21 protein-coding genes and 2 pseudogenes are annotated in these 26,810 nt (G+C 72.8%); 5 read left to right on the top strand and 18 right to left on the bottom strand.

Features of this window, described 5'->3' with window-relative positions; genetic code table 11:
- Positions 1-160: 160 nt before the first annotated feature.
- From ACIF80_RS27055 to ACIF80_RS26990, 14 genes and pseudogenes are all read right to left on the bottom strand, one after another.
- On the bottom strand, positions 161-2,092 hold the full coding sequence (locus ACIF80_RS27055) for a GAF domain-containing protein (RefSeq protein ID WP_399809492.1): 1,932 nt from the start codon (positions 2,090-2,092) through the stop codon (positions 161-163).
- A 141-nt stretch (positions 2,093-2,233) separates the two neighbouring features.
- Positions 2,234-3,625 (bottom strand): MFS transporter, encoded by a 1,392-nt coding sequence (locus ACIF80_RS27050; RefSeq protein ID WP_399809491.1) that lies wholly within the window; start codon positions 3,623-3,625, stop codon positions 2,234-2,236.
- A gap of 94 nt (positions 3,626-3,719) precedes the next feature.
- Positions 3,720-4,517: a 3-hydroxybutyrate dehydrogenase gene (locus tag ACIF80_RS27045; protein ID WP_399809489.1), complete on the bottom strand. Its 798-nt coding sequence runs from the start codon at positions 4,515-4,517 to the stop codon at positions 3,720-3,722.
- 152 nt (positions 4,518-4,669) lie between these two features.
- Positions 4,670-6,097: a tannase/feruloyl esterase family alpha/beta hydrolase gene (locus ACIF80_RS27040; protein WP_399809487.1), complete on the bottom strand. Its 1,428-nt coding sequence runs from the start codon at positions 6,095-6,097 to the stop codon at positions 4,670-4,672.
- A 177-nt stretch (positions 6,098-6,274) separates the two neighbouring features.
- Positions 6,275-7,681 carry a PHB depolymerase family esterase gene (locus ACIF80_RS27035; protein WP_399809723.1) on the bottom strand — a complete coding sequence of 469 codons (1,407 nt, stop codon included), beginning with the start codon at positions 7,679-7,681 and terminating at the stop codon, positions 6,275-6,277.
- 307 nt (positions 7,682-7,988) lie between these two features.
- Entirely contained in the window at positions 7,989-8,648 is a 660-nt protein-coding gene (locus ACIF80_RS27030; RefSeq protein ID WP_399809485.1) for a CoA transferase subunit B, read from the bottom strand.
- A 1-nt stretch (position 8,649) separates the two neighbouring features.
- Positions 8,650-9,432 carry a CoA transferase subunit A gene (locus tag ACIF80_RS27025; RefSeq protein WP_399809483.1) on the bottom strand — a complete coding sequence of 261 codons (783 nt, stop codon included), beginning with the start codon at positions 9,430-9,432 and terminating at the stop codon, positions 8,650-8,652.
- Between the two features lie 589 nt (positions 9,433-10,021).
- A pseudogene (locus ACIF80_RS27020) lies at positions 10,022-10,125 on the bottom strand (3-oxoadipate enol-lactone hydrolase); the annotation flags it as partial.
- Between the two features lie 13 nt (positions 10,126-10,138).
- Positions 10,139-10,441 (bottom strand): annotated as a pseudogene (locus tag ACIF80_RS27015) (endo alpha-1,4 polygalactosaminidase); the annotation flags it as partial.
- Between the two features lie 2 nt (positions 10,442-10,443).
- The gene (locus ACIF80_RS27010; protein ID WP_399809481.1) at positions 10,444-12,753 is read right to left on the bottom strand and encodes an SWIM zinc finger family protein; all 2,310 of its coding nucleotides are present in this window, start codon (positions 12,751-12,753) and stop codon (positions 10,444-10,446) included.
- Complete coding sequence (locus tag ACIF80_RS27005) at positions 12,750-15,662, bottom strand: DEAD/DEAH box helicase (protein WP_399809479.1); 2,913 nt, start codon at positions 15,660-15,662, stop codon at positions 12,750-12,752. The genes ACIF80_RS27010 and ACIF80_RS27005 overlap by 4 nt, the downstream gene beginning before the upstream one ends.
- Before the next feature lie 156 nt (positions 15,663-15,818).
- Positions 15,819-16,397 carry a sugar kinase gene (locus ACIF80_RS27000; protein WP_399809478.1) on the bottom strand — a complete coding sequence of 193 codons (579 nt, stop codon included), beginning with the start codon at positions 16,395-16,397 and terminating at the stop codon, positions 15,819-15,821.
- On the bottom strand, positions 16,394-17,578 hold the full coding sequence (locus ACIF80_RS26995) for an ROK family glucokinase (protein WP_399809476.1): 1,185 nt from the start codon (positions 17,576-17,578) through the stop codon (positions 16,394-16,396). Before ACIF80_RS26995 ends, ACIF80_RS27000 begins: the two co-directional genes overlap by 4 nt.
- A 317-nt stretch (positions 17,579-17,895) precedes the next feature.
- On the bottom strand, positions 17,896-18,633 hold the full coding sequence (locus ACIF80_RS26990) for a GntR family transcriptional regulator (protein WP_399809721.1): 738 nt from the start codon (positions 18,631-18,633) through the stop codon (positions 17,896-17,898).
- A 128-nt stretch (positions 18,634-18,761) separates the two neighbouring features.
- Between ACIF80_RS26990 and ACIF80_RS26985 the strand changes: the two genes are divergently transcribed.
- Complete coding sequence (locus ACIF80_RS26985; RefSeq protein WP_399809474.1) at positions 18,762-19,784, top strand: Gfo/Idh/MocA family oxidoreductase; 1,023 nt, start codon at positions 18,762-18,764, stop codon at positions 19,782-19,784.
- Positions 19,785-19,830: 46 nt separating this feature from the next.
- Here the strand turns inward: ACIF80_RS26985 and ACIF80_RS26980 are convergent, their stop codons facing one another.
- Positions 19,831-20,259 (bottom strand): PaaI family thioesterase, encoded by a 429-nt coding sequence (locus tag ACIF80_RS26980; RefSeq protein WP_399809473.1) that lies wholly within the window; start codon positions 20,257-20,259, stop codon positions 19,831-19,833.
- A 47-nt stretch (positions 20,260-20,306) separates the two neighbouring features.
- The gene (locus ACIF80_RS26975; RefSeq protein ID WP_399809471.1) at positions 20,307-21,140 is read right to left on the bottom strand and encodes a response regulator transcription factor; all 834 of its coding nucleotides are present in this window, start codon (positions 21,138-21,140) and stop codon (positions 20,307-20,309) included.
- Between the two features lie 182 nt (positions 21,141-21,322).
- Between ACIF80_RS26975 and ACIF80_RS26970 the strand changes: the two genes are divergently transcribed.
- The 3 genes from ACIF80_RS26970 (at position 21,323) to ACIF80_RS26960 (ending at position 23,022) form a co-directional block, all read left to right on the top strand.
- Complete coding sequence (locus ACIF80_RS26970) at positions 21,323-21,523, top strand: hypothetical protein (protein ID WP_399809469.1); 201 nt, start codon at positions 21,323-21,325, stop codon at positions 21,521-21,523.
- Between the two features lie 99 nt (positions 21,524-21,622).
- Complete coding sequence (locus ACIF80_RS26965; RefSeq protein ID WP_399809467.1) at positions 21,623-22,018, top strand: ribonuclease domain-containing protein; 396 nt, start codon at positions 21,623-21,625, stop codon at positions 22,016-22,018.
- A gap of 209 nt (positions 22,019-22,227) precedes the next feature.
- Entirely contained in the window at positions 22,228-23,022 is a 795-nt protein-coding gene (locus tag ACIF80_RS26960) for an SDR family oxidoreductase (protein WP_399809465.1), read from the top strand.
- 76 nt (positions 23,023-23,098) lie between these two features.
- On the opposite strand, the gene alc is transcribed toward ACIF80_RS26960, so the two are convergent.
- Positions 23,099-24,256, bottom strand: a complete 1,158-nt coding sequence (gene alc / locus ACIF80_RS26955) for an allantoicase (RefSeq protein ID WP_399809463.1) — start codon at positions 24,254-24,256, stop codon at positions 23,099-23,101.
- 97 nt (positions 24,257-24,353) lie between these two features.
- A complete protein-coding gene (gene allB, locus ACIF80_RS26950) occupies positions 24,354-25,694 on the bottom strand; it encodes an allantoinase AllB (protein ID WP_399809462.1) in 1,341 nt (446 codons plus the stop codon).
- 228 nt (positions 25,695-25,922) lie between these two features.
- Here allB and ACIF80_RS26945 point away from each other — a divergent pair, with 228 nt between their 5' ends.
- Entirely contained in the window at positions 25,923-26,729 is an 807-nt protein-coding gene (locus tag ACIF80_RS26945; protein WP_399809460.1) for an IclR family transcriptional regulator, read from the top strand.
- The last annotated feature ends 81 nt before the right edge of the window (positions 26,730-26,810 follow it).

Genomic DNA, 26,810 nt, shown 5'->3' with positions numbered 1-26,810 from the left:
GGGTGTCACAGGGCGTCCGGGGTGTCCGGGCCGGTGAGGGCGCCGGAAGGCGTCAGCACGCGAACCGGGAGAACCATGAGGCAGATGTACGGCCGGGCCGGGTTCCCCTGCTCCGCCACCGCGTCCCCCTCCGGTGATCACCACACGGCGCTACCGCCGATTACGGGACGGAGCCGACCCTGCCTTGTTGGGCGAGGCGGTACAGCCGCAGGGCGACTTGGATTTCGAGGGCTTTGCCGGGGGTGTTCCAGTCGGGGCCGAGGAGTTGTGCGACGCGGTCGAGACGCTGGACCACGGTGTTGACGTGGACGTGGAGGGCGTCCTTGGCCCGGGCGAGGCTGGCACCGTGGTTGAAGTAGGCGGTGAGGGTGCGGGCGAGTTCCGTGCCGCGCTGGGTGTCGTAGGTGAGAACGGGGCCGAGGACGCGGTCCACGTACCCGGTGATGTCCGTCCGGTCGCCGAGGAGGACCCCGAGGAAGCCGAGGTCGGTCAGGGCGGCGCCGTCGCCGGTGCGGCCGAGTGTTTCGAGTGCCTGGAGGCAGCGGTGTGCCTCGTCGTGGGTGTGGGGAAGGTGTTCTGGGCCCGTGGCGGGGCCTGCGGCTCCGATCGTGATGGGGGTGCCGAGGCCGCGGGTCAGTTCGTGGGCGAGTTCCTGGGCGAGTGCGCCCGGATGCGAGGTGGGTGCGAGCAGGATGGTGTGCCCGCTGCGGGTGCCGGCCAGGCCGCCGAGCGCGCGTGCACGGCGCGCGGCCTCGGTCAGCAGGCGTGAGCGCAGGGCCGGGTCACAGGTGAGGACGAGGACCGCGTGGGGCCGGGCGAGATTGATGTCCAGCTTTCTGGCGCGCAGCGTCAGGCTGCCCGTGTTGCGATGGCCGCCCGGTGGTTGGGCGGTGAGCAGGTCGTCGAGGAGTTCACCACGGACACGGTCCTCCGCTTCGGCCACCGACCGGCGCAGGAGGAGCAGCAGGGCGGCGACCAGACCGGCTCGTTCGAACAGGCGCCGGTCGGCGTCCGTGAGATCGGCCCGGCCGGTGAGGACGAGACTGCCGAGGAGTTCCGGGCCCGCCAGGACGGCGCACACCCAGCTGCCGTCGACGGGGACGGCCCGCCCGCCTCTGCGGGAAGCTTCGATTCCCTGCTGGGGCAGGATGACGGGACCGGTCTTCAGGCGGGCGAGTTCGGTGCCGTCCGCGTCGTGGACGGCCAGGCCTCCGCCGAGGAGGGCCGCGATCTCACGGGCGACGTCGTCGACGTCGCCGCCTCTGAGGACCAGGTCGGTGAGCCGGTCGTGGGCGTCGGCCGCCCGGTGCAGGGCGTCGCTGTGGGCGCGGGCCGTTCCGTTGGCGGCGTTCAGTTCGACAAGAGCGGAGCGGGTCTCTTCCAGCAGACGTGCGCTGTCGATGGCCACGGCGGCGTGGTCGGCCAGGGAGGAGAGCAGGGCGATGGCCTCGGGGGTGAAGTCGCGCGGAGTGCGGTCCGCGGCGAACAGGACGCCGATCACACGTCGGCCGACGCGCAGCGGCACGCCGAGGATGCCGCGCAGGCCCTCTTCGTCGACTCCTTCGTCAATGGCTCCGGTGTGCTTGAAGCGGTGGTCGGTGCGGTAGTCGGGGCTCGCGTAGGGGCGGGCGGTCTGCGCGACCAGACCGCCGAGCCCTTCTCCCATGCCGAGGCGCAGTTGCTGGAACTTGGCGGAGACCGAGCCGGCGGTCACCCGCATGAACGTGTCGCCCGCGGCGGGGTCGTTCAGGGTGAGGTAGGCGACGTCGGTGCCCAGCAGGGTGCGCGCCCGGTGCACGATGGCGCGCAGTACGGAGTCCAGGTCGCGCAGCGCCGCCAAGTCGCCCGCGGTGTCGAACAGGGCGGCGAGCTCGGCCTCCCGTCGCCGGCGCTGGGCCAGGGTCCGGTGGATGTCCAGCGCGGTCCGGGTGGCCTCGTCGATGACGTCCTGGTCGTGCGGGTCGGCACCGGCGGCGCGTGCCCGTGCCGCGGGCTGGGCCAGTTGCTCGGCCGGAGCGTCCGCGGCGAGCAGGGCGAGCAACTGCCGGAGTGCTGCCGTCGCCGCGGTGGAGGCGTCGTTCTTGGTGGTCATGACGGCAGTCTTCCCTCCGGCGCCGCGGCTGGTGCGTGGATGGGCTGTGGTGGCTGGTCCGAAGGGCGCTGCGCCCGAAGCGGACGTGCCGCGGTCCGCCCCTTTCCTCCTTGACCGAGCGGACCGCGGCACAGTGATTTCTCAGACCCGGTCGGTACTGGCTACCGGTGCCTCCTGCTGCTGCTTCGGCGGCGCCTCCGTGGTCGAGACGGTCAGGTCACGGCCACGGGTCTCCTTGATGACGAGGACGGTGATGGCGGTGATCACCGCGGCGGCAGAGAGGTACACGGCGATGGGAGTCGACGATCCGTAACGCCTGAGGAGCTCGACGGCGATGAGGGGGGCGAGGGCGCCGGCGACGATGGACGCGAGCTGTGAGCCCACGGAGGCCCCGGAGTAGCGGACCTTGGTGTCGAACATCTCGGAGATGAAGGCGGCCTGGGGACCGTACATCGCTCCGTGGAGCAGCAGGCCCGCGGTGACCGACAGGGTGATCACGGTGAAGGACTCCGTGTCGACCAGGGAGAAGAAGAAGAACGCCCAGACTGCCATGCCGATGGCGCCGATCAGCGTCACGGGCCTGCGGCCGATGCGGTCGGAGAGTGCTCCCCACAGCGGGATGGTGACGAAGTGGACGGCGGAGGCGATCAGGACGGCGTTCAGCGCGGTGCTCTTCGGCAGTTCCAGGTGGGTGGTGACATAGACCAGCAGGAAGGAGGTCACGACGTAGTAGGAGATGTTCTCGCCGAACCGGACGCCGATGGCCCCGAGCACCTCACGCCAGCTGCGGCGGAAGACCTCGATGACGGGCGCCTCGCCCTTGACCCCCTTGGCGGCGTCCGCTTCGGCCTTGGCCTGGGCGGCGAGGAAGACCGGCGATTCGGTTACCGAGATGCGGATCCACAGTCCGACCACGACCAGGACGCCGGAGAGCAGGAAGGGGATGCGCCAGCCCCAGGACAGGAATGCCGCTTCGGACTGGACGGAGGCCAGCAGCGCGAGGACGGCGGTGGCCAGCAGGTTGCCGGCGGGGACGCCGCACTGCGGCCAGGAGGCCCAGAAGCCGCGGTGCTTTTCGCCCCCGTGCTCGGAGACGATCAGCACGGCGCCGCCCCATTCGCCGCCCAGGGCGAAGCCCTGGATCAGGCGCAGGACGGTGAGCAGGATCGGGGCGCCGACGCCGATGGTGCCGTAGGTGGGCAGCAGGCCCATGGCGAAGGTGGCGCCGCCCATCAGCAGCAGGCTGAGCACGAGCAGCTTCTTACGGCCGATCTTGTCGCCGTAGTGTCCGAAGACCATGCCGCCGATCGGCCGGGCCAGGAACCCGATCGCGTAGGTCATGAAGGCGAGCAGCGTGCCCACCAGCGGGTCACTGCTGGGGAAGAAGAGGGTGTTGAACACCAGCGCGGCGGCGGAGCCGTAGAGGAAGAAGTCGTACCACTCGACGGTGGTGCCGATCAGGCTCGCACCGACGATACGGGCGATGCCGCCGGAGCGGGGCTCGCCCGGCTTGGCGGTTGTGGTCTCGGTCATGGGTTCACCGATTCTCGGGTGCGGGTGCGGGGACAGGCGTGGGGGGCAGTCGTGGGGACGGGGGCGGCGCAGGGGCGGCGCCCGAGGCGGCTGGTCAGTTGGCTCCCCAGCCGCCGTCGAGGGGTAGTGAGGTGCCGGTGATGTAGCTGCTGTGGTCGGCGCACAGCCACAGCGCGGCCGCGGCGACCTCCTCCGCCTCCAGCAGGCGCTTGATGGGTGAGCGGGTGAGCAGCACATCGGTCAGGACGTCTTCGGGGCTGATCCCGTGAGCAGTGGCCTGGTCGCGGATCTGGTTCTCCACCAGGGGGGTGCGGACGTAGCCGGGGTTGATGCAGTTACTGGTCACGCCGTGGGGGGCGCCCTCGATCGCGACCACCTTGCTCAGGCCCTCCAACGCGTGTTTGGCGGCGACGTAGGCCGACTTGTAGGCGCTGGCCCGCAGTCCGTGGACGCTGGAGATGTTGACCACCCGTCCCCAGCCCTGCGCGTACATGTGGGGCAGGCTGCGGCGCATCAGCAGGAACGGGGCGGTCACCATGACCTGCTGGATGAGGGCGAACCGCTCCGGCGGGAACTCCGTCACAGGCGCCACGTGCTGCAGGCCGGCGTTGTTGACCAGGATGTCGACCTCGGCCGGCAGCGCGTCGATCGCGGCCGGGTCGGCCAGATCGGCGATGTGCGCCTCGCCGCCGATCTCGGCGGCGACCGCCTTGGCCGCCTCGGTGTCCCGGTCGACCACGTACACCCTGGCGCCCGCCGCTGCCAGCGCCGCGGCGCACGCCTTGCCGATACCGCTGCCGCCGCCGGTGACCAGGGCGGCCCGGGACGTCAGGTCCACGCCGGCACCCGTGGACGCCGAGCGGACGGTGGGTGGACGGAATTCGCTTGTCATGGCCGGAAACAGTAGGGACACCGTCACATCACACCTATGTATTCGACAGACACAATGAGACCTCGGTCTGTAGCGGGTACCACCACAGACCGAGGCGTTCGGCCGGGCAGAGCATGCGGCGGCCGTGGCGGAGGGCCGCGGCCGCCGGGTGGTCACCCGTCGAGACGGCAGCTGGTGAGCAGGCTCGCCGGGGCGGCGCCTTCGGGCCGGACGACGGTGTGGCTCGCGGGCGGACGATGCCCGGTGGTGAGCCAGCTCTCCAGAGCGGTGAAGGCCGAGCGGTGGCAGGGCAGCAGGGGCCGGAGCCGGTCGGGGAAGCTGTCGACGAGGGAATCGGTGTGCGTGCCGTCCTCGATGCGGTAGTAGCGGTGCAGGTGGCCGCGGCCCGATTCACGGATCATGCGGGAGTAGACGTCGGAGTTCTCACTGCTGGGCAGCAGGACGTCCAGCGTGCCGTGGACGGTGATCAGCGGCTTGCCGATGCGGCCGGTCAGCGCGACGCGTTGCACGGCCTTGTGGACCTTGGCCGGACGGGTGGCGTAGTCGTAGTCGGCGTCGCAACCGAGTGTCTTGGAGGCGCAGTACGGTGTGCCGGCTTCCGTCGCACCGTCGAAGGAGGGGTCGAACTCCTCGCGGTAGATGCGCTGGGTCAGGTCCCAGTAGACCTGGTGGTGGAAGGGCCACAGGAACTCCGAGCCGGCCGGGAAGCCCGCGCGGTGCAGTTCCTTGCGTGCCGGTTCGGCGCCGGGGCCGCCCGCCGCGTAGGCGGGGTAGTGGCGCAGGGCGGGCGGCAGGAAGGTGAACAGGTTGGGGCCCTTCGCGTGCCAGAGGGCGCCTTCCCAGTCGACGCCGCCGTCGTAGAGCTCGGGGTGGTTCTCCAACTGCCACCGCACGAGGTAGCCTCCGTTGGACATTCCCGTGGCCAGAGTGCGCACGGGCGGCCGGTGGTACCGCTGGGCGACCACCGCGCGGGCGGCGCGGGTCAGCTGGGTGAGCCGGGTGTTCCATTCGGCGACGGCGTCTCCGGGCCGGGAGCCGTCACGGTAGAAGGTGATACCGGTGTTGCCCTTGTCGATGGCCGCGTAGGCGTAGCCGCGGGCGAGCACCCAGTCGGCGATGGCCCGGTCGTTGGCGTACTGCTCACGGTTGCCGGGGGTGCCGGCCACGATCAGCCCGCCGTTCCAGCGGTCGGGCAGCCGGATGACGAACTGCGAGTCGTGGTTCCAACCGTGGTTGGTGTTGGTGGTCGAGGAGTCGGGGAAGTAGCCGTCGATCTGAATACCCGGCACACCCTCGGGGACGGTGAGGTCCTTCGGGGTGAGGCCGGCCCAGTCGGCCGGGTCGGTGTGGCCGGATGCCACGGTTCCCGCCGTGGTCAGCTCGTTCAGACAGTCGGCCTGCTGATGAGCGGCACCCGGGACGCGGAGATGGGACTGGTTGGCGCAGTGGCCGGCGGCGCGGTCGGGGGCCGGCCGGGCCGAGGCCGATGAGGGAAGCAGGGCTACGGCAGTGGCCAGGGCGAGAGCACCGAGTGCGGTGCGCCCTCTCCGGCTCGAACTGACGCCGATGGGCAAAGCCATGGAGAGCCTCCAGTGGACGGCGGTGGATGGACGGGCTGGAGGCTAGGCGGCGCATCCGGCACGGGAACATGTGTGTGCCCGCCATGACGGCGGCTTCTCTCAGGTGGACCGCCACCATGACGGGCACAGGGCCGTGGGTGCTGTGGGGAGGCGTCCACGGCCATGACCGGCCCCGGGTCAGGTACAGGTTCCGTCCGCGACGGTGAAGTGGCCGGCGGGTGACTCCTTCAGGGTGTGGGTGACGAATATGTTGTACAGACCCATGTTCTGTTCCGAGCCCTTGGCGTAGGTGTGGCCGCCGCTGGTTGTGGCGCGTCCTGCCTGAACGTGGGCGTAGTTGGTGGCGGTCCAGCAGGCGGTCACGCCGCCGGTGGTCCGCGCGCTGATCGCGCCGGAGAACCGTCCCGGCTCGCCGTCGGCGTCACGGGCGGCGACCGCGTAGGTGTGGGAGGAGCCCGCGGCCAGGCCGGTGTCGGCGTAGGACGTGGCGTCTGCCGTGGCGAGCAGGGCACCGTCGCGGTGGACGAGGTAGCCGTCGGCGCCGTCGACGGGGTCCCAGCTCAGGCGGATGGTGGTGTCGGTGGCATCGCTCACGGTCAGACCGGTCGGGGCGGGCAGTTCATTGTCCTCGAAGGGTTCCGACAGGCCGAAGAACTGGCTGATCCAGTGGCTGGAGCAGATGGAGTCCTGGAAGTTGGCGGTGCCGGTGCTGCCGCACTGCTGAGCCCCGCTACCGGGATCGACCGGCGTGGCGTGCCCGATGTCCGGGACGCGGTTCACCTCGACGGCCACCGAGCCGTCCGCCGCGGCGTACTCCTCGTGCCGGGTGGAGTTCGGGCCGATCACGGACGTGCGGGTCGGCTTCTGGGACAGGCCGTGCAGTGCGGTCCACTGGTCGCGCAGTTCGTCGGCGTTGCGGGGGACGACCTTGGTGTCCTTGTCACCGTGCCAGACGGCCACGCGGGGCCAGGGGCCGGACCACGAGGGATGGGCGTCGCGAACCCGCTGTGCCCATTGGGCCGGGGTCAGGTCGGTTCCGGGGCTCATGCACGTGCCTGCGGTTATGAGGTCGTCGGCACAGCCGTAGGGCAGACCCGCGACGACCGCGCCGGCCCGGAAGACGTCCGGATACGTGGCGAGCATCGCCGACGTCATGGCGCCGCCGGCGGACAGACCGGTGACGTAGGTCCGCCGGGCGTCCGCGCCGTAGGCGGAGACCGTGTGCGCGGCCATCTGCCGGATCGACGCGGCTTCGCCCTGGCCTCTGCGGTTGTCGGCGGGCTGGAACCAGTTGAAGCACTTGCCCATGTTGTTCGCGAAGGTGGTCTCGGCGAACACCACCAGGAACTTGTGCCGGTCGGCGAGTTCGGGCAGGCCGGAGTTGTCGGCGTACGTCTGGGCGTCCTGGCTGCAGCCGTGCAGCGCGAACACCACCGCCGGCTGGTCGGGCAGGGACGCGGGCCGGTAGACGTACATGTTCAACTGGCCCGGGTTGGCGCCGAAGTCGGTGACCTTGGTCAGGCCGACCGCGGCATGGGCCGTAGGCGCCGGACCGACCAGGGCAGCGGCGAGGGCGAAGACCATGACTGCCACGAGGCGGGACAGCAATCCGCGCCGCCCACGCCCCGACGGGCGCGGCAACGCAACCGGGGGCGGTACGGACGGGATACGGGACAGCGGGGCGGTGGTTCCCCGGAACGGCGACTGCATGGCGGCTCCCTCGGTGTCATGGGGGGACACCGGGCGCACTCCTGGCTTGATTCAGCCGAAGTGGCCCGGTGTCCGGCACCGTAGGGCGTGGCTGACGAGCCACGGTATGGCAGGGATCCCCACAGCCCGCTTGCCACGACAGGAACGCGCGGGGATTGTGCCACCGGCATGGATCTGTTAGTCAGACACCCGCAGGCGCTTCCAGATGTGCGGGCACGAGCAGGTCGGCGCCTGTCGCGGTGCGCACGTCGCCGACGCCGACCCCGGGGGCGAGTTCGGCCAGTGAGAACCCGTCGGGGGTGATGTCGATGACGGCGAGATCAGTGATGACGCGCTGCACGACACCCGTGCCGGTCAGGGGCAGATCGCACTTCGCGACGAGCTTGGGGCTGCCGTCCTTGGCGGTGTGCTCCATCAGCACGATGACCCGGCGGGCCCCGTGGACCAGGTCCATGGCACCGCCCATGCCCTTGACCATCTTTCCCGGGATCATCCAGTTCGCCAGATCCCCGGAGGACGCCACCTGCATGGCCCCCAGCACGGCGGTGTCGATGTGGCCGCCGCGGATCATGCCGAAGGACAGCGCGGAGTCGAAGAAGGATGCCCCGGGCAGCACCGTCACCGTCTCCTTGCCCGCGTTGATCAGGTCCGAGTCGATCTCTTCCTCGAGCGGGTACGGGCCGACGCCGAGGATGCCGTTCTCGGACTGCAACACCACCTCGACGCCCGGCGGCAGGTGATTCGGGATGAGAGTGGGCAGGCCGATGCCGAGGTTGACGTACGTGCCGTCCACCAGTTCGCGGGCGGCCCGGGCCGCCATCTGCTCGCGAGTGAGCGCCATGTCAGGCACTGCCTTCCTGCTCGGCACGCACACACCGTCGTTCGATCCGCCGCTCGGCGGCCGGATCGTCGGGAAGGACCCGGACCACCCGCTGTACGAACACCCCCGGCAAGTGCACCTCGTCCGGATCCAGTTCACCCGGCTCCACCAGATGCTCGACCTCGGCGACGGTGACGCGACCGGCCATCGCGGCCAGCGGGTTGAAGTTGCGGGCCGAGGAGCGGAACACCAGGTTGCCGTGACGGTCCCCGATGGTGGCCCGCACCAGGGCGTAATCGGTCCTGATGCCCTCCTCCAGCAGGTACTCACGGCCGTCGAACGTCCGTGTCTCCTTCGGCGGCGACGCCACCGCGACCTGCCCGTCCGGGGCGTACCGCCAGGGCAGCCCGCCGTCTCCGATCTGCGTCCCGGCCCCGGCCGGCGTGTAGAACGCCGGGATGCCCGCCCCGCCGGCGCGCAGCCGTTCCGCCAGCGTCCCCTGCGGCACCAGCTCCACCTCCAGCTCGCCGCTCAGGTACTGGCGGGCGAACTCCTTGTTCTCACCCACGTACGAACTGGTCATGCGCGCGATCCGGCCGGCCCGTAGCAGGAGCCCCAGCCCCCAGTCGTCCACTCCGCAGTTGTTGGAGACGACCTTGAGACCACCCGCACCCTGCTCCAGCAGCGCGGCGATCAACGCACTCGGTATGCCGCACAATCCGAACCCGCCGACGGCCAGTGACGTCCCCTCGGGGATGTCCGCCACCGCCTCGTCCATGCTGTCGACCGTCTTGTCCAGCCCCATACTGCCCCTCTCCGTCAAGGGGCGTGTACGCCCCGAACGGCCCAGGCGCGCACATCGTCCGACCTGTGCGCCATGGCCTTTCCCGCAACGCGACGACCTTAAGGACGCACGACAGCCGACCGGTATGGCTGCTTCCGACACCTTCCGGCGGAGCAGAGTGTGGCTCGCGACCAGGCCCGGCGAAAAGGCACATGCCCGGGCTCACCGGCCTCACGGCCGGCCGCTGTAGCGCCTGCGACCACACCTGCGGCTTTCCGCTGTGCGATCCGGCCACAGCAACAACGACCCAGCCGTTCGCCACTCGGGCCGTTCAGTCCCGTCCGCACGAGCCGGAAGCATTCCTGCCGCACGAGCCGGAGCTTCCCGGGCCTCCGTGGCTTCCGCTCCCTGCGGATCCCGAAGTCCGTCCCGCCCCTTGGGGCGGGGTGCCGCGACGACCACCGGATCCGAAGTGCCCCGGCGGGACTCCGTCGTCCCACACGCTCTCGCACAGGTCTCACCGACTGTGCGGACGCCTCCGGGCCTCGACTCTCCGACCTGGCATTATGCACCTGTCGTGGATCGACTGGACGCCCCCGGACGGCCGTTACCACCTGTGCCACGTCGTGCCGAGCGAGGGGCCCGGAATCAGGACCGGGGCCTCCTCCGGCCCGTCTCAGCGGTATTGCAGGTGTTCGGTGGTGTCTCACTCACGCTCTGCACGTTCTCACCTCTCACGCTCGGGCCGGCACGGGTGCCGCCGCACCCCCAGTTCCGGCTTCTTCCGCATGGACGACAGCCTCAGATCGCGGGACTCGGCACAGAACTCTCCGGTCGGCTCCGCGTACTCCACGTGAAAGGCCGCCCTGCCCGCCTCGATGAACGGAGTGAGCTCGGCGCACTCGCCGTACTGTGCGCACTCCTCGTTGACGGCGAAGTCGAAGTCGTCCACGAGGCGCGGGATCTGCGGCAGGTCGTTCCTGAGACCCACCGACGGACCACGTTCGTGTGCCGCCCCGGGCACCCGGCGCATCACGGAGTACCCGGGGTGTCCAGGCCGGTGAGGGCTCCGACGGGGTCCGGGTCGGGGGTGCCGCGGGGCCACCAGTCGTCCTGGCCGGGCTCGGACTCGTACGCGTACCAGAGGTGGTCGCGGCCGAGGCGGAGCTGGAGGTGCCCCCGGGGGTGGGTGAGGTGGTTGTGCCAGGGGCGGAAGGCGGGCAGGTCCGCGGCGAGGAGGAGGGGGCGGGCGCGGTCGAAACGGCCGGCCGGCGGGTCCCAGGGGTCCTCCAGGGCCTCGAGCCCGGCCGGGCCGCCCTGGCGCCAGGCGGCGACCGCGCGGGCCAGCTCGGCGGGGGTGCGCCCGGTCGCGCGGGCGAGGGAGGAGTACAGCGCGCGGGTGGCGGCGGTGAGTCCGGAGCCGGGGCGGGCGGCGGCGAGCCGCACGGCGTCCTGCCACAGCGTGAGCCGGGCGACGGGGTCGCGGCCGGTGGTGAGCAGGGCGTGCGCGCGGGCGGCGGCGTCGGTGGCGAGCTGGTCGAGCGCGAACGGGTCGGGGCCGCCCGGGGCCGCCGGGTACGCCGGGGGCTGCTCCGGGTGCGGGGGCGGGGGCAGCGGTGCCGGAAGCGGCGGGAGGGCGCGCGGCGCGACGGCCTCACCCGCCCGCATTGCGGGGAGGGGCTCCGGTTCCCTGTCCCGGGCGGCACGGGCCGTGCGGGCGGCGCTGAGCCGGGACAGGGCGTCGATCACGTCGCGCTCGCCCCGGCCGCGCAGCAGGAGCAGCACGAACGGGTCGGCGTCGAGCAGCCGGGCGGTCTGGTAGCAGAGGGCGGCGGCGTGCTTGCAGGGATGGCCGGAATCGGGGCAGCTGCACCGCGGGTCGAGGTCGCCGGGGCCGGGCAGCAGCGGGGCCCCGCAGTCGGCGAGGGACTGGGGCATCTCCTTGTCCAGCAGGGCCGCGATGTGGCCGGGCCGGTCGGCGGCCGCGTCCAGGAACCGCTCCCACTCGGCGTCCGCGAAGGTGCGCAGCCGTACCTGCACGCGGTACGGGCGGGGCCGGCTTCCCTGGACGTAGGCGAGGACGAGGCCGGGGGTGACGGTGATGGCGTCGACGTGCCCCCGCTCCGCGTAGCCGCGTCCGCGCGCGAGCCGCGCGGCGTCCAGCGCCCCCTCCTCCAGCGCCGTGACCCACGCGTCGCCCCACCATGTGTCGGCGAACCCCGTGCCGCCCTCGGTGCGGGGCGGGAAGGCGGGGAAGGTACGGCGCAGCTCGCCGTCCCGGGTGGGGGCGGCCATGGAGCGGGGCGTCCGGGGAGTGGCGGGGGGCGCCTCGGGGAACGGGAGCCCCTGAGCGGCCAGGGGCGTCGGGGGCTCCGAGGATTCGTGGGCGGTCGGCGGCTTGTGAGGGGGGCCGTCGGGCTTCGGGGACGGTTCGGCCGCGTCGGAGGGCGCGGGCGGGAGCGGGAGTGAGGGGACGGCGCCGGTGAGCAGGTCCCGTACCGCGGGTGTTCCCGCCTCCGGGACCTGTTCCTCGCCCGACCGGGCATCGGCGGCCCGGACACCGGTGGCTCGGTCGCCTCGGGTGGTGCGGGGAAGGCGAGGAACGCGGGGGGCGGTGTCCGACGGGACACGGCCGGTGCGTGGGCCGGCGGTGCTCTCCCGGTCGTCGCTCCTCCAGTCGCCGGTTGCCCGGGCGGCGGAGGATCGGCCGGGGGAAGGCCGGTCGTGGGAGGACCGCTCGTCGGAGGACCGCTCGGGGAAGGGCCCCTCGGGGGAGGGCCGCTCGGGGGAGGGCCGGTCGTCGGTCTCCGTTCGCGCGCGCAGCGCTTCCTGACGGGCCGAGCGCAAGGCCTCCCGCGCGATGTCTCCGGGACGCCGGGCGGGCTGAGGCTCCGGGTCCGGTCGGTCCGGGTGGTCCGCACGGCTCCGGATGCCGTCGGCGGCGGGCGGCGGGACGGCGCCGTCCGGCTCCCCTGCGCGCCGCTCCGCCTGTACCCCGGTGCCGGCAGCGGCGTCACCGTGCGCCGATGCGGTCGCCGGGCCCTGGTGACCCGTCGCCGTCTCCCCCTCCGTCTCCGGGCCCGGGTCGGCCTTCACGTCCCCGGCAGCCCTGTGCCCGTCCCCGTCGCCCTCTCCGTCCTCCGTCCCCGGGCTCCCCGTGTCCGTCGCGCGCCGGGCCCGTACGGCCCTGCGCAGGGCGTCGCGGGCCACGTCTCCGGGGCGTTGTTCCCGGGCCCCCGCGGGTTTCCCGTCCTCCCCCGCGTCCGGCACCGGATCGGTGCCCGCACGCCTGCGGGCCGCCCGCAGGGCTTCCCGGGCCTCGTCGGAGGGGCGGGGGGTCATGACGTCCTCCGCAGGGAGACCAGGTCGGACAGTTCGCGGTCGGTCAGTTCCGTGAGGGCCGACTCGCCGGAGCCGAGGATCGCGTCGGCGAGGGCCCGCTTGGCCTCGAGCATCTCGGCGATGCGGTCCTCGATCGTGCCCTCGGTGATCAGGCGGTGGACCTGGACCGGCTGGGTCTGGCCGATGCGGTAGGCGCGGTCGGTGGCCTGCTCCTCGACCGCCGGGTTCCACCAGCGGTCGAAGTGGACGACATGGCCCGCGCGGGTGAGGTTCAGGCCGGTGCCCGCCGCCTTCAGGGACAGGACCAGGACGGGGGTCGCGCCGCTCTGGAAGCGGTCCACCATGCGCTCCCGCTCCGGTACCGGCGTACCGCCGTGGAGGAAGTCGACCGGCACCGCGCGCTCGGTCAGATGCGCGGTGATCAGCCGGGCCATGCCGACGTACTGCGTGAAGACCAGGGCCGATCCGTCCTCGGCGAGGAGGGTGTCCAGCAGTTCGTCCAGCAGGGCGAGTTTGCCCGAGCGGGCCGCGAGGCGGCCGCCGCCGGCCCGGGCCTGCTCGTCCTTGAGGTAGAGCGCCGGGTGGTCGCAGATCTGTTTCAGCGCGGTCAGCAGCTTCAGCACCAGGCCCCGGCGGCCCATGCCCTGGGCTGTCTCGATGGCGAGCATCGACTCGCGCACCACCGCCTCGTAGAGCGCGGCCTGTTCGCGGGTGAGCGGGACGGGGTGGTCCGTCTCGGTCTTGGGCGGCAGTTCGGGGACGATGCCCGGGTCGGACTTCTTGCGTCGCAGGAGGAAGGGCCGCACCAGGCGGGAGAGCCGTTCGACGGCCTCGTCGTCCTCGCCGGCCTCCACCGCGCGGGCGTGCCGGGCGCGGAAGGACGTGAGGGGGCCGAGGAGTCCGGGGGTCGTCCAGTCGAGGAGGGCCCACAGCTCGGAGAGGTTGTTCTCGACGGGGGTGCCGGTGAGGGCCACGCGCGCGGGGGTCGGGATGGTGCGCAGTGCCTTCGCCGTGGCCGAGTGCGGGTTCTTGACGTGCTGCGCCTCGTCGGCGACGACCATGCCCCAGCGCTGTGCGGCCAGTGTCGGGGCGGCCGAGCGCATGGTGCCGTAGGTGGTGAGGACGAAGCCGCCGGTCAGGTCCTCCAGGGTCCGGTCCGGGCCGTGGAAGCGGCGCACGGGGACGCCGGGGGCGAACCGGGTGATCTCCCGCTGCCAGTTGCCGAGCAGGGAGGCGGGGCAGACGACCAGGGTCGGCTCGGCGCGGTCCCGTTTCAGATGCAGCGCGATGAGGGTGATCGTCTTGCCGAGGCCCATGTCGTCGGCGAGGCAGCCGCCGAGGCCGAGGGAGGTCATGAGGTCGAGCCAGGCCAGGCCCCGCAGTTGGTAGTCGCGCAGGGTGGCGTCGAGTCCGGGCGGCGGGTCGGCGGGCCGGACGCCCGCGGTGAGGCGGTCCCGGAGGACGGCGAGGGCGCCGACGGGGACCGCCTCGACGGTCTCGCCGTCGGCCTCCGCGGTACCGGTGAGGGCGACGGACAGCGCGTCGACGGGATCGAGCAGGCCCAGCTCCCGTTTGCGGGCCTTGCGGACGAGGGCCGGGTCGACCAGCACCCACTGGTCGCGCAGCCGGACGACGGGGCGGTGGGCCTCGGCCAGGGCGTCCATCTCGGCCTCGGTGAGCGGGTCGCCGCCGAGCGCGATCTGCCAGCCGAAGCGCAGCAGGTCCTCGCTCTCGAAGAAGCCGCTCCCGTCGGTCGCCGATCCGGGGGCCGGCCGGACCACCGCCGTCGCGGTCAGGTCCTGGGCCAGGTCCCGGGGCCAGTGCACGGCGACACCGGCCGCGGCGAGGCGGGTGGCGGCGACGCCGAGCAGGTCGTTCAGCTCGTCCTCGGACAGGGCCAGGACGTCGGGTACGTCCTGGTCGGAGAGCCGGTCCAGTGGGGGCCAGACGCGGGCGGCCCGGCGGACGGCGAGGGCGGCGTCCACGCGCGCGCGGGGGCCGAACGCGTGGTCCGCCGTCCCCGCCCACAGGGCTGCCGCGTCGGCGACGAGGGTGGGGTCGGCGAGGCTGTGCACCTGGACGACCGCCGCACCCGCACCGCGCGCGCCGGTGCCTCCCGCCCCCTCGTCGGCGCCGTCGAACAGGTCGTACGCGGAGAGGTCGAGGCGGAGCGAGACGCGCACGCCGGCGTCCATGCCGGCGGCGACCTCGGCGGCCCAGTCCTGGGCACCGGGCAACCGCTGGGCCTTGCGGGCGGCGAACGCCGGCCCCGAGGCGTACGGCGCGGCCGGGGTACGGGGCAGGGTGTCCGCGACCGCGTCCAGGAAGGCGCGGACCAGGGCTTCCGGCTGCGGCAGCCGGAGCGGGCCGGGGCCGGGCAGCGGGACGGCGTGCCCCTCGAAGGGCAGGGCCGCGGCCACCGCGCGCAGGTGTGCCACGTCGTCCGGGTCGAGGGGCCCTGCCCGCCAGGCGTCATGGCCGGTGGCCGTCAGGCCGGGCAGCAGCCGGCCGCGCGCCGTGAGCCGCAGGGCGTGCAGGGCGGCGGCGCCCCAGCAGGCGGTGGCGGGGTGCGCCGCGGGGTCGTGCCGGGCGCGGACCAGCAGCGGCAGGGCCTCGTCGAGAGGGAGGGAGAACGCGGTGACCGTCCGCCGCCGGACCCCGTCGCCGTGCGGGCGGGTGACGGTGAGCCGCGTGCGCGGAGCGTGCTCCGGCGCGGCTTCGGCGGGGCCGCTCCCGGGGTCGTAGAAGGCGATGCGTCCGTCGCGCGGCAGGGCCGACGGCAGGAAGACGGCGGCGAGACCGACGGGGATCTCCGCGGCGGCGTCCGCGATCGCCGCATCCGCCGGGCCGGTCTCCCCCGTGCCCGTACCGGCCGTGTGCCGTTCGGCCGTCACGGTCCCCTCGCTCATGCGCCCTGTCACCTCCCGCCCGTCCCCGTGCATGCCCACGCGTGTCGTCGGACCGTTCGCCTTCGACTCTACGGGCGGGCACTGACAACCGGTTCCGCGCCCGGATCCGGGCGGACCGGGCACCCCCGGTTCACGGGCGGGGAGCGGCGGTGCGGATCAGGGGACCGTCCGGGAGACGACGTACACCCTGGGGAAGCCCGGCTTGCCCTCGTTGACGACGACGTCGTGGGTGGGCGCGGGGTTCTTCTGTTCGTTGACGAGACCGGACCAGATGCCGGGCCGGTCGAACTTCCAGCCGGTGACTTCCCGGTCGCGCTCACTGATGGTGATGTCGTCCCGCTTCAGGTCGTCCTGCTGCACGCCCATGCTGGTGAGAAAGGCGCTCAGGCCGGCGTCGGTGGTCTCGAACTCGACGTAGAGGCGGCTGGTCTTCCAGTTGTTCGTCTCGTAGGTGGCCACCCACCAGGCGGGGTGCGGGATCGGCACCTGGTAGAGGCGGCGCTGCACCTTCGACGGCCAGCCCTGGGTCAGGCTGTTCGCCGAGTACCTGGCCTCCTTGTCCTTGCCGCTGGCCCGGCTCTGGTTGGCGGAGATCATCAGATACCCGGCCGGGACACCGATGAGCAGCACGATGATCAGCAGGGTGAGCGCCCTGCGGCGGATCATGCGCCCGCGGCCCTCGGGCGGCCGGGGCCCGCCGGGACGGCCGGTCCGGTGGGGGACGTCGCCCGTCACAGCGTCTCCTGGGTGGCTCGGCCGGCCTCCGCGTACCGCTCGTAGCGCTCGTACCGCTCGACCCGGCGGCGCTTGGCACGGCGGAAGCGGCGGGCGACCAGGCGGGCGAGGTCGGCGGCGCCGACCATGCCGGCCTCGGGGCCGAGCTGGGCGCGGACGATGTGGGCCTCGGGGCGGTAGCCGCGGCCGGTGAGGTGCCGCTTGAACGCGTCCCGCGCGGGGCCGATCAGCAGGTCGTCGGCGGCCGAGACCCCGCCGCCGATGACGAAGCAGGAGGGGTCGAGGGCGGCGGCGAGGTTGGCGATGCCGACGCCGAGCCACTGGCCGATGTCCTGGAGGAGCTCGATGCACATGGCATCGCCCTCACGGGCCAGCTCGGTGATCATCGGGCCGCTGATCTCGGCGATGTTCCCTTTGACGTGCTCGATGATCCCGTAGGCGACCGGCGAGTCGGCGGCGGCCAGTTCGCGTGCCTCGCGGACCAGTGCGTTGCCGGAGCTGTACTGCTCCCAGCAGCCGCGGTTGCCGCAGGGGCAGCGGTGGCCGCCGGGGACGACCTGCATGTGGCCGAACTCGCCGGCGACGCCGTACTTGCCGCGCTTGACCTGGCCGTCCTCGAGGATCGCGCCGCCGATGCCGGTGCCCAGCGTGATCATGACGAGGTGGTCCTCGCCGCGTCCCGCGCCGAAGCGCCACTCGGCCCAGGCGGCGGAGTTGGCGTCGTTGTCGACCAGGACGGGAACGGCGAGCCGGCCGGCGAGCCGGTCGCGCAGCGGTTCGTTGCGCCACGACAGGTGGGGGGCGAACAGCACGCGGTTGCGGTCGGCGTCGACCCAGCCGGCCGCTCCGATGCCGACCGCGTGCACGTCGTGCCGGTCGGACAGGTCAAGCACCAGTTCGACGATGGTGTCCTCGACGACTTTGGGGCTCTTGGACTTGTCCGGGGTCTCCGTGCGGAGCCGTTCCAGGATGTTGCCGTCGGCGTCGACGACGCCCGCCATCACTTTCGTGCCGCCGATGTCGATGCCGACGGTCGGCACGCGCGGTGCCGTCAGGTGCGAGCGGCGTTCCCGGGTGCCGACCGTGCGGAGCACGGGAGCACGGCGGGAGCCGATGGGGGCGGCGCCCGCCCGGGCGGAACTCAGCGCCCTGGGGAGTGTGAGGTCGCGGTAGGTGCTCATCGTCGCCGATTCTGCCTCACGGTGACCCTGGGTGGCGTACTCGGGAGCGAGGGGAGCACGTGACGCGTGACGCCTCCGGGGCACTTCCGGCCGCTTCCCGGCGGCTTCCCGGTTGCTCTCGAACGGCTTCCTGGCAGTTTTCCCCGTACGTTCCGGTGCGACTCCTCCCGAGGGGGCATCCCTGACATTTCGGCACTCCGTCCCGCGATCTGGTCACATTGTCCGGACAAAGCGACGGAGACCGCCTCAAGTGCCTCGGGTCACCTGGGGTTCACCGGGACTTCAGGGCCGGGAAAGGAGGCCGGGGTGCGGGGGCGTCACGACCGTACGAGCAGCTGGAACTCGAACGAGTAGCGGTCGGGCCGGTAGGTGTGGGTGCCGAACTCCACGGTGCGGCCGGTGTCGTCGAAGGTCACGCGCTGCATGGTGAGCAGCGGGGCGCCCCGCTCCTCGCCGAGCCGCTCGGCCTCGGCGGCCCCGGCGGCGCGGGCTCCGATGGTCTGGCGGGCGCTGTGCAGGGTGATCCCGGCCGCCCGCATCAGCCGGTACAGGCCGGTGGCCTCCAGTTGCCGGGTGTCCAGGTCGAGCAGCCCGAGGGGCAGGTAGTTGATCATGTACGCCATCGGCTCCCCGTGCGCGAGCCGCAGCCGCTCGATGCGGTGCACGTCGCTCCCCTCGGCCACCCCGAGGGCGGCGGCGATCTCGGGAGAGACCGGGACGACCGTGTTGACCAGGACTTTCGTGGCGGGGCGATGACCGGCGGACTCCAGGTCGTCATAGAGGCTGCTGAGCTCCAGGGGCCGCTTGACCTGGCTGTGCACCACCTGGGTGCCGACTCCGCGCCGCCGCACGAGCAGGCCTTTGTCGACGAGGGACTGGATGGCCTGGCGGACGGTCGGCCGGGACAGGCCGAGGCGCCCGGCCAGCTCGATCTCGTTGCCCAGCAGGCTCCCGGGGGTCAGCCTGCCGTGCTCGATGGCCGCCTCCAACTGCTGGGACAGCTGGAAGTACAGCGGCACGGGAGAGCCGCGGTCCACGCTCAGCTCCAGCTGCACGGTCGGGTCCACTCCTGGTTTGGGCACGGCCCGAGCGTAGTCCCGTGCGCGGTGGACGGGAAGTGGCGTAGTTCGATTGTCCGGACATACGGATTGACAGGGAGGGGCGCGGGCCGCAGTTTGTTCCCATGCGCATCGGGGTCATCGGTACGGGCCGTATCGGCACCATTCACGCCCACACACTCAGCAGGCATCGCGACGTCGGATCCTTGATCCTCACGGATGCCGACCCTGCCAGGGCACAGGCCCTCGCTCACCGGCTCGGTGAGACGGCGGCGCCCGGGGTGGACGAGATCTACACCTGGGGGGTGGACGCCCTGGTGATCACCACGGCCACGTCCGCCCACGCCGAACTCATCGGCCGGGCGGCCCGTGCGGGGCTGCCGGTGTTCTGCGAGAAGCCCATCGCCCTCGACCTCGCGGGCACGTTACAGGCGGTCTCGGAGGTCGAGGCGGCCGGAACCGTCCTGCAGATGGGCTTCCAGCGCCGGTTCGACCCCGGCTACACCGGCGCGCGGGAGGCGGTGCGTTCGGGCCGGCTCGGCCGGCTGCACACCGTACGGGCCATGAGCAGTGATCCCGAGCCGCCGCCGGCCGGATATCTGCCCCAGTCCGGCGGGCTGTACCGGGACACGCTGATCCATGACTTCGACATCGTGCGCTGGGTGACCGGCCGGGAGATCGTGGACGTCTACGCCGCCGGGTCCGACGCGGGGCCCGCGATGTTCCGCGAGGCGGACGACGTGGACACCGGCGCGGCGCTCCTCACCCTCGAGGACGGCACGCTCGCCGTCCTCACCGCGACGCGGATGAACGGCGCGGGCTACGACGTGCGGATGGAGCTCGCCGGGGAGCGGGACCAGATCGTGGTCGGCCTGGACGACCGTACGCCGATCGCGTCCACCGAGCCGACCGGGCCCCCGGCCGCGGACAAGCCGTGGACGGGCTTCCTGGAGCGCTTCGGGCCCGCGTACGAGGCGGAACTGACCGGGTTCGTCGAGGTGGTGCGGGGCGAGCGGGCCAATCCCTGCGACGGGCGCGAGGCCCTCCAGGCGCTGCGCGTCGCGGAGGCGTGCGAGCTGTCCCGGCGGGAGCGCAGGCCGGTACGGCTGATGGAGATCGCGGGCGGGGCGGTGGCGGCCTACGGGTGAGCGCCGCCCCCGGGCGCGGGGCGCTCGGGCGACGGGCGTCAGGTGCTCAGGGCACGGAGACCGGCAGGACCGTGCCCTGGGCGACCGCGCACAGGGTCGCGGTGCCGTCGTCGTCGAGGGTGTGCAGGTCGCAGCGGACGACGGCCTGGCGGCGGCCGGCGTGCACGACCTCGGCACGGGCGCGCAGGGTGCGCCCGGTGGCCGGACGGAGGTACTGGATGGAGAAGCCGCCGGTGAGGACGTACGGGCCGAGCGCGGTGCCGCCCGCGAAGGTGAGGGCGTTGTCGGCGGCGTAGGAGAGGACGCCGCCGTGCAGGAAGCCGTTCTGCTGGTGGAGTTCCGCGCGGACGTCGATCTCGAGGGTGGCCGCGCCCTCCCCGAAGGCGGTCACGCGCGCGCCGAGCAGCCGGCTGAAGGGCTGGCTGTCCAGCGCCTGCTGGGCCGTGGTCAGGTCGAGTCCGGGGGACGCGGTCATGGGGACGGGGCTCCTTCGGGCGGCGGATCGGACGGGCACCGGCGACGCTAACGCTCCTCGGTGCCGTCCAGGAACCCGGCGTCGTGGGCGAGCAGGGCGATCTGCACGCGGTTGTTGAGGTCCAGCTTGGCCAGGATGCGGGAGACGTGGGTTTTGACGGTGGCCACGCTCAGGTAGAGCTCGGCGGCGATCCCGGCGTTGGAGTGCCCCCGGCCGACCGCCACGGCGACCTCGCGTTCACGGTCGTTGAGGGCGGCCAGGCGCGCGCGTGCGCTCGCGCGCCGCGCGTCGGCGGTGGTGCCCGCCGCGTGCGCCATCAGCTGCCGCTTGGACCGGACGAACATGCCCCAGCCGACGACCGCGACCATCAGCACCGTGAACAGGACGAGCGAGGCGAGATAGGGCAGTTCGGGGTCCGGCCGCCACCAGAAGTACAGCGGGACGAGCAGCGCGTGCACGCCTCCCACCCAGGCCACGTACCGGAAGGGACGGTGCACGGCGAGGGAGAACAGGGCGATCACGGCCACGCCGCCGGAGGTCTCCGAGACGAAACTGACGGGGGTCATCACCGCGGCCAGTCCGAGCGGCCAGCGGCGGCGCAGCCAGATCGCGGCGCAGGACAGCGCCCCGATCACCTGGTCGACGACGGCCAGCGAATGCGGGACGGCGGGGTTGGCGGTGACCGTGTCGGCGCCCAGCAGACCCACGCCGACGGCCAGCATGAAACAGGTGAAGTCGACGACCCAGTCGCGCGCGGTGCGCCGGGGCCGGCGCCCGAACCGGGCGGCATCGGGGTCGAGTTCCTGGACGAGGGCGGACGGGAAGAACCATCTGCGCCCCAGGAACACCGGGGCGGCCCGCGCCACCTTGTCACTACTCATCACAGTCGACGAATCTACGCAGGGCCCGCCCGTCCCACCGCGGGGCGGACGGCATCGCCCACCAAAGTCGTGGGAGCGCAGACTTTCGGCGTGCCCGCCCCGAGAGGACGGAGACTTTCCTCACGGGAGAACCGCCCGGCGGCCGATGTACGCCCCGGGGGCGCGCGGCCATCGTCTTCCGCATGAAGAAGCTGCTGGAGATTCTCGGATTCATCGCCTTGTTGCAGGGCGTCGCGAGCCTGGTGCACGAGTTCACCGACTGGAAGGTGGGCGTGGTGCAGCGACTGGGATTCCTGGACGGCTTCGAGATCTACGCCGGTATCAGTCTGCTCGTCCTGGGCATCGCCCTGCTGGCCGCGGCGGAGAACCCGAAGTCCGGCTGAGGACGACCCGTGAAGGTTCCGGGAACGGATCGCACGCGGCCGGGAAAATCTCCAGCTTGTCATTGACATGCCACCTTCTACGCGCGTCATCATGAGGGAATGAGATTCCCCCCACGGATCACACGCGTCGGTACCTCGGCCGCCCTGCTGTCCGCCCTCCTCGTCGGCGGCGCCGTCTCCGCCGCCCCGGCGGGCGCCGCCCCCACGGCGGTCGGCAGCATCTGCTACGGAGATCTGCCCTCCCAGGCCCACGACACGCTGGACCTGATCGAGCAGGGCGGCCCCTTCCCGTTCGAGCAGGACGGCACCGTCTTCCAGAACCGCGAGGGCCTCCTGCCCGGCCAGTCCACCGGCTATTACCACGAGTACACCGTGATCACTCCCGGCTCCGACACCCGCGGTGCCCGCCGCGTCGTGACCGGTGAGGAGTACGAGGAGGACTACTACACGGCCGACCACTACACGTCGTTCGACCTCGTCGACCACGACTGCTAGAGCCTGTCCGTACGGCAGCCGGAGCCTGTCCGGTACGCCTGCCGGAGCCTGACCGGCAATGCGCGTCCGGGGCCTCTCCCCAGGGAGCCCCTCGCCCCGCGGGACCCCCACTCCACCGCGGGGCGAGGCCGGCCGGACCGCACTGGGCCGACGACCTCGACGTCCGTTCGCCGCCAGCGCCTTCCCGCGCCGGCCGCTGGGATGGACGCATGACTTCTCCTCTCGCCGACAGCACGGCTCACACCTCCGACAACACGCTTCCCCACCCGGAAGGCGCCCTTCTCGGCAAGGTGGCGCTGGTCACCGGCGGCAGCCGGGGCATCGGTGCCGCGACGGCCCTGCGTCTGGCCCGCGAGGGCGCGGACGTGGCCGTCACCTACGTCAACGGCAAGGAGGCCGCCGAGGACGTCGTACGGACCGTCCGGGCGCTGGGGCGCCGGGCGGTGGCACTGCGCGCCGACGCCGCCGACGCGGACGAGGCCGCCGGGGCCGTGGCCGCCGCGGTGCGGTCACTGGGCCGCCTCGATGTCCTGGTGAACAACGCGGGCATCGGTGTACTCGGCCCGCTGGACACCCTGACCGTCTCCGACGTCGACCGGGTCCTCGCCGTGAACGTACGCGGCGTCTTCCTGGCCTCCCGCGCGGCCGCCGCGCACATGACGGCGGGAGGGCGGATCATCACGCTCGGCACCTGCATGACCCAGCGCGTCCCGGGGCCCGGCGGCACGCTCTACGCGATGAGCAAGGCGGCCCTGGTCGGGCTGACCAAGGCGCTGGCGAGGGAGCTGGGCGGGCGGGGCATCACGGCGAACGTCGTGCACCCGGGCCCGATCGACACCGGCATGAATCCGGCGGACGGCCCCCACGGCCCCGGTCAGGCGGCGATGACCGCCCTGGGGCGCTTCGGCACGGCCGACGAGGTGGCCGCCACGATCGCCCACCTGGCCGGCGCCTCCTATGTCACCGGTGCGGAGTTCGCGGTGGACGGGGGGCACGCGGCGTGACCGTGCCGTAGGACACCGGGACCCGCGCGGCGCACCAGCCGCACAGCACCGGTGCGCCGCACGGGTCGTCGGCGGGTCAGCCGCCCAGCTCCCGGTGGCGTGCGGCCAGGGCGGCCGAGCCCTGCTCGGTGAGCGAGCCGAACAGGCGCAGGCGGGAGATGCCGCCGTCGGGGAAGACGTCCACGCGCGCGTGGGTGCCGACCGCCGGGGCGGGGAGGACGAAACGGTGGTTGGTGTCGGGCTGGAGACGGGTGCGCGGCAGGATCTCCCGCCAGTCACCGGCTCCCCCGCCCTCATCCGTCCCCGCGTCCTCGCCGTCGCGCACCGACACCGAGGCCCAGCCGGCGCTGTTGCCCTTCAGGTACGCGGTGTCGATCTCGAGGGCGCGGATCTCCGCCTGGGCCGCGAGCCGGTAGCGGATCCAGTCGTGCCCCTGGTCACGGCGGCGCCGGGTCTCCCAGCCGTCGTCCATCTGTCGGGAGCGGCCGGGCCGGATGGTGTTCGCGGGCGGTGAGTAGAAGCGGTCGGACGCGTCCTCGACCCGGCCGCCGTTCTCCAGGGCGACGACGTCGAAGGTGCCCAGGGCCTCCAGCCACACCGGGTCCGGGACGACCTCGCCGTGCACCCGCAGGCGCGCGATGCCTCCGTCGGGGTGCTGGGACAGGCGCAGGTGGGTGAAGCGCCGGTCGGCCGGTACGGCGAAGCCGTTGGCCGCGTGGCCGCCCACCGGGGTGCGCGGGAGCAGCGTCGTCCACGTCACCTCGCCCGACAGCAGTTCCTCCGGCCCCGGGGAGCCGGGCACCGAGGCGCCCTCGACCGACACGGCCCGGGGGTGGTTGCCGCGGAAGTGGGCGGTGTCGACGACGATGCCGTGGACGACTCCGGGCACGCCGAGGCGGATGAGTGCCCAGTCGTGGTCCTCCGCCGTCGGCCAGGGGTGCCCGGCGGAGGGGCCGCGGCGCCTCCGGGTCTCCCAGCCGTCCATGATCTTGCCCTTGTGGCCGAAGCGCTCGGGGTCGAACACGGCACGACCGGGCAGCAGCAGGTTCTCGCGCTCGGCGAAGAACTCGTCGTTGGCGGCGACGACACCGGCGCCGAGCCGGCGGTCGGCGAGGTCGATGAGCCGGGTGAAGGGGAAGTCTGCGGTGCGGTAGTCCGCGTACGGGTCACCGCCGCCGTAGGGACGCGCGGCGCCGGTGAAGCGGGACGCCGGGTGGGCGTGCTGCGCGGTCACGGGAATCCGGTCCTGCCTTTCGGTGGTCGGGGCAGTGGGCGGGCGCGTTCCTGGCCGGCGGGCGCCGGACGTCTGCCGCTGTTCCTTCCTCGCCCCGTCAGGAGACGCGGGTCAGCAGCCGGCCCTGTGGTGCGGTGAACTCGCCGTCGGCCATGATGCGCCGGCCGCGCAGCCAGGTGGACTTCACGACGCCGTACAGGGTCCTGCCGGCGTACGCCGTCACACGGTTGCGGTGCTGGAGCCCCGCCGGGTCGACGGTGAAGGTGTCGTCGGGGGCCAGGACGGCGAAGTCGGCGTCCCGGCCGGGCGCGATGGCGCCCTTGCGGTCGTCGAGGCCGACGATTTCCGCCGTCCGCGCCGACATCCAGCGCACGACGTCCTCCAGGCCGTGTCCCCGTTCGCGGGCCTCGGTCCAGACGGCGGGCAGGCTGAGCTGGAGGCCGGAGATGCCGCCCCAGGCGGTGGCGAAGTCGGCCGTCTTGAGGTCGGCGGTGGACGGGGAGTGGTCGGTGACCACGCAGTCGATGACGCCGTCCGCCAGCGCCTGCCAGAGCGGGCCCTGGTTGGCGGCTTCACGGATGGGCGGGCAGCACTTGAACTCGCTGGCGCCGTCCGGGACTTCCTCGGCGGTGAGGGTCAGGTAGTGGGGGCAGGTCTCGACGGTGACGCGTACCCCGTCGGACCTGGCCCCGGCGATCAGCGGCAGCGCGTCGCTGGAGGACAGGTGCAGGATGTGCACGCGCGCGTCGAGGCGTTTCGCCTGTGCGAGGAGCCGGGCGACGGCGGTGTCCTCGGCGTCGCGCGGGCGGGAGGCGAGGAAGTCGGCGTATCTGGGGCCGCCGTGCTGCGGGGCGGCGGCGAGGCGGTCCGGGTCCTCGGCGTGCACGATCAGCAGCCCGTCGAAGGCGGCGATCTCCTCCAGGGTCCGGGCGAGCCGGTCCTGTCCGAGGTGCGGGAACTCGTCGACGCCGGACGGCGACAGGAATGCCTTGAAGCCGAAGACTCCGGCCTCGTGCAGCGGTCGCAGGTCCTCGGCGTTTCCGGGCAGTGCGCCGCCCCAGAAGCCGACGTCGACATGGGTCCGGCCGGCGGCGGCCCGCTGCTTGGTGCGCAGGTGGGCGGTCGTCGTGGTCGGCGGGAGGGAGTTGAGCGGCATGTCGACGAGCGTGGTGATGCCGCCGGCCGCCGCCGCGCGGGTGGCGGTCCAGAAGCCCTCCCACTCGCTGCGGCCCGGGTCGTTGACGTGCACGTGGGTGTCGACCAGGCCGGGCAGCAGGACGTCGTCGCCGAGGTCCGTCAGGCGGGCCGTCCGGGGGACCGGCGCCTCGTGCGGCAGGACGGCCGTGATCGTGCCGTCGGTGACGGCGACCGACGCGGCGCGTGTCCCCTCGGGAGTGATGACGCGCGTCGAGCGCAGCACCAGTTCGGCGTCGGACACCCGCACCCCCCTCACCCGATTTCAACGTTCTGTTGAAGGAGTCTTCACTCCCGCCCCGATGCCGTCAAGAGGCACCCTGCCCGCACGGGCACCGGCGGCCGATCCCTGGACGATTCCATGAAGCGGAATTAAACTTCCGGGAAGCAGAATGCGTGAATGCGCAGACAGTCAGTCGACCCGGCCGCCGGGTAGGCTTCCTCCTTCCCGCCAGTCCGAAAGGAACGTGCCGTGCCGACGTCCAGCGCCAGCACCAACGGCTCCGTCCGATCCACCCCGGGCGGCGGAGTGCAGTCCCTCGAGCGCGCCTTCGACCTGCTCGAGCGAATGGCGGACGCGGGCGGCGAGGTCGGCCTCAGCGAACTGTCGGCGAGCAGCGGGCTGCCCCTGCCGACGATCCACCGCCTGATGCGCACCCTGGTCGCGTGCGGTTACGTACGCCAGCAGCCCAACCGCCGGTACGCGCTCGGCCCGCGCCTGATCCGGCTCGGCGAGTCCTCCTCCCGGCTGCTGGGCACCTGGGCGCGCCCGTATCTGGCCCGCCTGGTGGAGGAGACCGGCGAGACGGCCAACATGGCACTGCTCGACGGGGACGAGATCGTGTACGTCGCACAGGTGCCGTCCAAGCACTCCATGCGGATGTTCACCGAGGTCGGCCGCCGGGTCCTGCCGCACTCCACCGGTGTGGGCAAGGCCCTGCTGGCCGGCTTCCCCCCGCAGGACGTACGGGCCCTGCTCGCCCGCACCGGAATGCCCGCGGCGACGGACAGGACCATCACCACGCCGGAGGGTTTCCTGGCCGCGCTCGACGAGGTGCGCCGCCAGGGCTACGCCATCGACGACAACGAGCAGGAGATCGGCGTGCGGTGCCTCGCCGTCCCCGTGCCCGACGCCCCCACCCCGGCCGCCCTCTCCATCTCCGGCCCCGCGGGGCGGGTCACCGAGGCGGCGACGGAGCGGATCGTGCCGGTGCTCCAGCAGGTGGCGGCGGAACTCTCCGAAGTGCTCACCACCCCGGGCGGCGGCCCGACGGTCTGACGCGGCCCGCCCGGTTCATCCCGGTCACCCATCGCGGCCACAGCGCCCGCGCACGCCCCCCTTTCGAGAGGCGTGCGAACA

It is taken from the genome of Streptomyces sp. NPDC085927 (assembly GCF_044540975.1).
Classification (GTDB): domain Bacteria; phylum Actinomycetota; class Actinomycetes; order Streptomycetales; family Streptomycetaceae; genus Streptomyces; species Streptomyces hirsutus.
This window is presented reverse-complemented; position numbering and strand designations above follow the sequence as displayed.

Excerpts from the sequence above, each read along its gene's own strand:
- ACIF80_RS26960 (WP_399809465.1), top strand. The coding sequence starts at position 22,228 with ATGACTTCTCCTCTCGCCGACAGCACGGCTCACACCTCCGACAACACG.
- ACIF80_RS26965 (WP_399809467.1), top strand. The coding sequence starts at position 21,623 with ATGAGATTCCCCCCACGGATCACACGCGTCGGTACCTCGGCCGCCCTG.
- ACIF80_RS27005 (WP_399809479.1), bottom strand. The coding sequence starts at position 15,662 with ATGAGCGAGGGGACCGTGACGGCCGAACGGCACACGGCCGGTACGGGC.
- ACIF80_RS26995 (WP_399809476.1), bottom strand. The coding sequence starts at position 17,578 with ATGAGCACCTACCGCGACCTCACACTCCCCAGGGCGCTGAGTTCCGCC.
- ACIF80_RS27025 (WP_399809483.1), bottom strand. The coding sequence starts at position 9,432 with ATGGGGCTGGACAAGACGGTCGACAGCATGGACGAGGCGGTGGCGGAC.
- ACIF80_RS26985 (WP_399809474.1), top strand. The coding sequence starts at position 18,762 with ATGCGCATCGGGGTCATCGGTACGGGCCGTATCGGCACCATTCACGCC.
- ACIF80_RS27055 (WP_399809492.1), bottom strand. The coding sequence starts at position 2,092 with ATGACCACCAAGAACGACGCCTCCACCGCGGCGACGGCAGCACTCCGG.
- ACIF80_RS27040 (WP_399809487.1), bottom strand. The coding sequence starts at position 6,097 with ATGGCTTTGCCCATCGGCGTCAGTTCGAGCCGGAGAGGGCGCACCGCA.
- ACIF80_RS27035 (WP_399809723.1), bottom strand. The coding sequence starts at position 7,681 with ATGGTCTTCGCCCTCGCCGCTGCCCTGGTCGGTCCGGCGCCTACGGCC.
- ACIF80_RS27010 (WP_399809481.1), bottom strand. The coding sequence starts at position 12,753 with ATGACCCCCCGCCCCTCCGACGAGGCCCGGGAAGCCCTGCGGGCGGCC.
- ACIF80_RS27050 (WP_399809491.1), bottom strand. The coding sequence starts at position 3,625 with ATGACCGAGACCACAACCGCCAAGCCGGGCGAGCCCCGCTCCGGCGGC.
- ACIF80_RS26980 (WP_399809473.1), bottom strand. The coding sequence starts at position 20,259 with ATGACCGCGTCCCCCGGACTCGACCTGACCACGGCCCAGCAGGCGCTG.
- ACIF80_RS26975 (WP_399809471.1), bottom strand. The coding sequence starts at position 21,140 with ATGAGTAGTGACAAGGTGGCGCGGGCCGCCCCGGTGTTCCTGGGGCGC.
- ACIF80_RS27030 (WP_399809485.1), bottom strand. The coding sequence starts at position 8,648 with ATGGCGCTCACTCGCGAGCAGATGGCGGCCCGGGCCGCCCGCGAACTG.
- ACIF80_RS27045 (WP_399809489.1), bottom strand. The coding sequence starts at position 4,517 with ATGACAAGCGAATTCCGTCCACCCACCGTCCGCTCGGCGTCCACGGGT.
- ACIF80_RS26970 (WP_399809469.1), top strand. The coding sequence starts at position 21,323 with ATGAAGAAGCTGCTGGAGATTCTCGGATTCATCGCCTTGTTGCAGGGC.